A 3,304-nucleotide genomic window follows, 5' to 3' on the forward strand; every position below is an offset into this window, starting at 1 on the left:
AAGCCTTGACGGCCGCAAGCTGCCCGCAGGCGGCCATGATGTCCGCGCCGCGCTCCTTCCGGACCTCGAACTCGATGTGCAGCTCGGACAGCGCGGCACAGAACGCCTTGACGCGCCCTTCCGGAGAGCGGCGAAGGTCCGGCCGCATGGGGATAGGGTTGTAGGGGATCAGGTTGACGTAAGGGTCCAGGCCGTCCAACAGCGCCGCCATCTCGTAGGCCATCTGAGGGGCGTCGTTGACCCCGTCGATCATCGCGTACTCGATCGTGATGCGCTCCCCCGTACGGCGGCGGTAGAGGCGCAGCGCCTCCACCAGGCGGCTCAGGGGGTACTTTCGGTTGATGGGCATGAGCCGGGACCGCAGCTCGTCGTTCGGCGCGTGCAGGGAGATCGAGAGCCTCAGCGGAATCTCGAAGTCCGCCAGGTCCTCGATGCCGGGCACGATGCCGGAGGTGGAGATCGTGATGTGCCGGGCCCCCAGGTTCCTCATCTTCGGGTGGTTGAGGGCGCGGATGCTCTCAAAGACGTTCCGCTCGTTCAGCAGGGGCTCCCCCATCCCCATGAAGACGACGTTGTTGATCCCCGGCCCCAACCCCGCGTCCAGGACGCGCCGTTCCATCATAAGAAACTGCCCGACGATCTCTCCGGGCGTCAGGTTCCTCGCGAAGCCCAGGGTCCCCGTCGCGCAGAAGGTGCAGGCGAGGGGGCAGCCGACCTGGCTTGAGATGCAGGCCGTCCTGTGCCCTCCGTGGTCCAGCAGCACGGACTCGACGCGCGAACCGTCCGCCATCTGCCACAGGTACTTCCGCGTGCCGTCCCTCGATCGCCGGTCTTGAATCAGGATGGGCAGGGTCATCAGGACCGTCCCGCACAGCCGCTCCCGCAGGGACTTCGAGAGGCTGCTCATCTCGTGGTAGTCGAAGACCTTGTGACCGTAGATCCACTGGCAGATTTGATCCGCTCGAAAGCGCGGCTCGCCCAGCCCCTCCATCACCCTCCTCCAGGCATCGCAGCTCAGGGAGAGGGCGTCATCCTCCGCCGTCAACAAATTATCCGCAGGGCTCTCAGGGTTCTTCATGATTTCCTCGCGATGACGTGTCCTCGCGCCGCTCCTTTTCAAAAAAATTTCTCAAGCGTTGTCTTGAGCGTCCATTATCGTTTATTATAATAACGACAACAAAGTCCCGGACGCCCCACGGGGACGTCCGCCAATTCACCCGGCGCAGACCAGAGGAGGCCATACCATGCCGACGCCATTCGAGGAAAACGGGCTTCAGGCTCCGCCGCAGCGCGGGGCCACGCTTCAGATCATATCCCGGCTCTGTTCTTTGGCCGCCGTATTCCTGGCGGCGTTCCTCGTCGTCTACTACGGCAACGCCCTCCTGTTGAGGCTTCACGGACATCTCCTCGACAGGCAGGGCAACGTCACGACGCTCTCCTTCGCCCTCTCCAGGGTTTTGATCCACGGGCTGCAGAACATGCTGATCGTCGTCGCCTGGCAGGCCGTCGCCCGAAGGCTCTCGCACCGCACGGCGCATTTTGCGGACGCGGTCAACATCGTGGTCCCTCCTGTAGCCTTCATGGCAACCGCGTGGCTCCTGCCGCACCTCTCCCCGAACCTGACGCTCTCCTTTTCCATGAGCCCCGTCCTGGCCTTCCTCCTGCTGTGCCTGTTCCACGCCCTCACCCTGCGCGTGGAAAACGTGCTGGACCGCAGCCTGGCCCTCATCCTCTGGCTCTTCGCCTCCCACAGCCTGGAGATGATCACGGGGGTGCCCTTCCCCCAGTCCGCCCTGCCGGAGGCCGACGCCGCCTTCGTCAGCATGACGGGCTTTACGCTCTTCTTCTGCTTCCTGGCCGGCGCCATGTCCTCGTCCTGGCTGCTGGTCAAGTACTCCATCCGCCTGAGCGTCCTGAAGAACTCCTGGATCGGCGCGGAGCTGAAGCGCGGCGAGACGAGCGTCAGCGGGATCAACATGCTGGACGTCAACAACCTCGTGCACGACATGAAGAACGTCATCGCCGTCATCAAGGGCACGGCAAGGATGATGGACAAAAAGGAGCCCTCCGAGAGAACGGCGCTCCTCCTGAAGGCCGCGGACTACATGGGAACCATGACCCAGGAGCTCCTGTCGGGGGACGAGAAGCACGACCTTGCCCTAAGCGAGCTCTTCCGCACGATCGAGCGCCACAGCAGCGCCTTCCCGTGGAAGGACGAGGTTTCGATGCACGCCGCCCCGGAGGTCGAGGGAGCGCACATCATGGCGAACAAGCTGCGCCTCATCCGGGCCATCTTCAACATCCTGGACAACGCCTGGCGCGGCAACGCGCTGGTGGGCGCCCACGGCATCCTGCTGCAGGTGCGGCTGGACATCCACGGACGCATGGCGGAGTTCGAGATCATCGACAACGGCCCCGGCTACAGCGGAACTCAGGCGGCGGGACAGTCCGGCTGGGGCTCCACGGGGCTGGGCCTGGCCTTCACGCGGCGGGTGATCTCGCTGCACGGGGGCTCCTTGGCGATCACCAGCCGAAAGGACCAAAAGCGCGGGGCCAGGGTGGTTATTTACCTCCCAATCCTCCAGGGCCCGCGGCCTTCGACGCCCGACGCCTGAGGCACAGCCACGCGGCGTAGCCCGCGGCGATGAGGAGCGCCACGCCGACGCAGCCCAGGCTGATGACGTGCAGGTAGCGCCCCAGCCCCTCCTGGTGCCCCCCCAGAAGGTAGCCCACGAGCGTCAGGGCCACGACCCACCCCCCGGCGCCCAGCGCCGTGAAGGCCGTGAAGGTTCCGAGCGGCATTCGGGCGATGCCGGCAGGAAGCGAGATGTACTGGCGGATGACGGGCACCAGCCGGCCGACGAGGGTGCTGACGTGCCCGTGCCGGATGAAGAACCCCTCCGCCTTCGACACGGACTCCTCCGACACCAGGAAGTACCTGCCGTACTTCAGGAGCAGCGGGCGCCCCAGGCGGACCGCCACCCAATAGTTGAAGAGCGCGCCGAGGACGCTGCCCACGATGCCGGCGGCGATGGCTCCCCAGAGGGACATCTCGCCACGCCACGCCAAATACCCCGCGGGGGGCATCACCACCTCGCTGGGGAAGGGGAAGAACGAGGATTCCAGGAACATCAGGGCCGCTATCCCCGCGTAGCCCAGGCGCCCGATCGTCTCCACCAGCCAGGTGACGAAGCCGCCAAAGGCGTCCCGAAGCGGCGCGGCAAAGGCCAGGGCCGCGCAGCAGAGGGCGCCGCACAGCGCCGCGAGAAGGACCAGTTTCTTCCAATGTACGAGCATCTCTTTT

General features: G+C 65.4%; 3 protein-coding genes. 1 reads left to right on the forward strand and 2 read right to left on the reverse strand.

What is annotated here, in order from left to right; translation table 11 throughout:
• Positions 1 to 1,078 (reverse strand): dual-specificity RNA methyltransferase RlmN (gene rlmN / locus SY1_RS05785; RefSeq protein WP_208873044.1); only part of this gene is annotated, 1,078 nt, incomplete at its 3' end.
• Positions 1,079 to 1,244: 166 nt separating this feature from the next.
• Between rlmN and SY1_RS05790 the strand changes: the two genes are divergently transcribed.
• Positions 1,245 to 2,615 (forward strand): sensor histidine kinase, encoded by a 1,371-nt coding sequence (locus tag SY1_RS05790; RefSeq protein ID WP_015556466.1) that lies wholly within the window; start codon positions 1,245 to 1,247, stop codon positions 2,613 to 2,615.
• Here SY1_RS05790 and SY1_RS05795 read toward each other — a convergent pair.
• Positions 2,563 to 3,297 (reverse strand): DedA family protein, encoded by a 735-nt coding sequence (locus SY1_RS05795; protein WP_015556467.1) that lies wholly within the window; start codon positions 3,295 to 3,297, stop codon positions 2,563 to 2,565. The two genes, SY1_RS05790 and SY1_RS05795, sit on opposite strands and share 53 nt — an antisense overlap.
• Positions 3,298 to 3,304 lie beyond the last annotated feature (7 nt).

The sequence above is a fragment of the Fretibacterium fastidiosum genome (genome assembly GCF_000210715.1).
In the GTDB taxonomy this organism is placed as follows: domain Bacteria; phylum Synergistota; class Synergistia; order Synergistales; family Aminobacteriaceae; genus Fretibacterium; species Fretibacterium fastidiosum.

Coding starts and splice junctions, on each gene's coding strand:
- SY1_RS05790 (WP_015556466.1), top strand. CDS start 1,245: ATGCCGACGCCATTCGAGGAAAACGGGCTTCAGGCTCCGCCGCAGCGC.
- SY1_RS05795 (WP_015556467.1), bottom strand. CDS start 3,297: ATGCTCGTACATTGGAAGAAACTGGTCCTTCTCGCGGCGCTGTGCGGC.